1 protein-coding gene and 1 pseudogene are annotated in these 961 nt (G+C 60.7%); both read left to right on the top strand.

The window, feature by feature from the left end; genetic code table 11:
- On the top strand, positions 1–198 hold a 198-nt coding region (locus tag AC0L27_RS41060; protein ID WP_473323782.1), incomplete at its 5' end, for a hypothetical protein.
- Between the two features lie 570 nt (positions 199–768).
- Positions 769–961 (top strand): annotated as a pseudogene (locus AC0L27_RS41055) (hypothetical protein); the annotation flags it as partial.

The raw sequence follows: 961 nt of genomic DNA, 5'->3' as shown, positions 1-961 counted from the left end.
TCCCTAAGCTTCACCCCTACCAGAAAGCCCCGCTTCCCCCAGGCGGGGTTTTCGCTGTCGGCGCTGCATCAACGCACCAATCTCTTGAAGCGCCCTTGGCGTGACCACTTTTGCCGATACAGCAGCCTAAATCTGAAGAGGCAAACCCTAGTGGATTGGAGCGCTTTGCGTGTTTCATGGAACCGCTACATGCTGTGATGTAGGCGCGGCCTCTTGTACTTTTCGGCTCTGGGCCGATGTGACCGCCCCCGGAGGGGAGGTGAGGCTTCTGGCGCGGTCACCCTCGCGGACCGCCGCTGAACTTGCGGACGCGACGGCGCAGATATCGCAACTATTTTTGCACTTTTCTGGAAACCCATGGCGTAGCGCGCCGCACTGTACGGCCGGAAGTTAACGCGGGCCGGCCGAGAGACCTAAGCGTCCCCCCTACCCACCCTACAGCATGCCGCGGGCACGCATGGCTTCACGCCGACGTTGGGCTGCCCCGTTGTTACTGCATGCCCGGCTAATCTGGGCCGAGGTGCCGCTGCCATACACGCCGAGCCCCTTGCCCATAAACGCGCGCTTCCGGCGCTCAGGTCGAAATGGTCTCTTGGTGTTCATGACAAAACAAAGCCCGGCCGGAGATCGAGTCCCCGGCCGGGCCTTGTTGAAGACTGGGCTGTTGGAGAAGGCCGGCCCAGTGATCGAGACAATGGAGAGGCTCGCCCGCGCCTTCCTTGATCTACGTCAAGGCACCCGTATCAGAAGGCGCGCTCGATTCCCCGCATGAAGAAGCCAGACTTGGCATTGTGCGCCACGGTCCAACGCAAGGAGCAAGCCATGATAAATCTGAAAGTTCTTGGCGCGGTCATTATTGCGGCATCCGCCCTGTCCAGCTCTGATGCACTGGCTCAGACGGCTCTCTCCAATCCGGACGAATGCCAAGCTGAATTCGCCAACTGCACGGGTCTTGGAACCG

This window comes from Bradyrhizobium sp. Ken51, from assembly GCF_055807435.1.
Note: the sequence above shows the minus strand (reverse complement) of the source record. Positions and strands in the feature narration are given on the sequence as shown.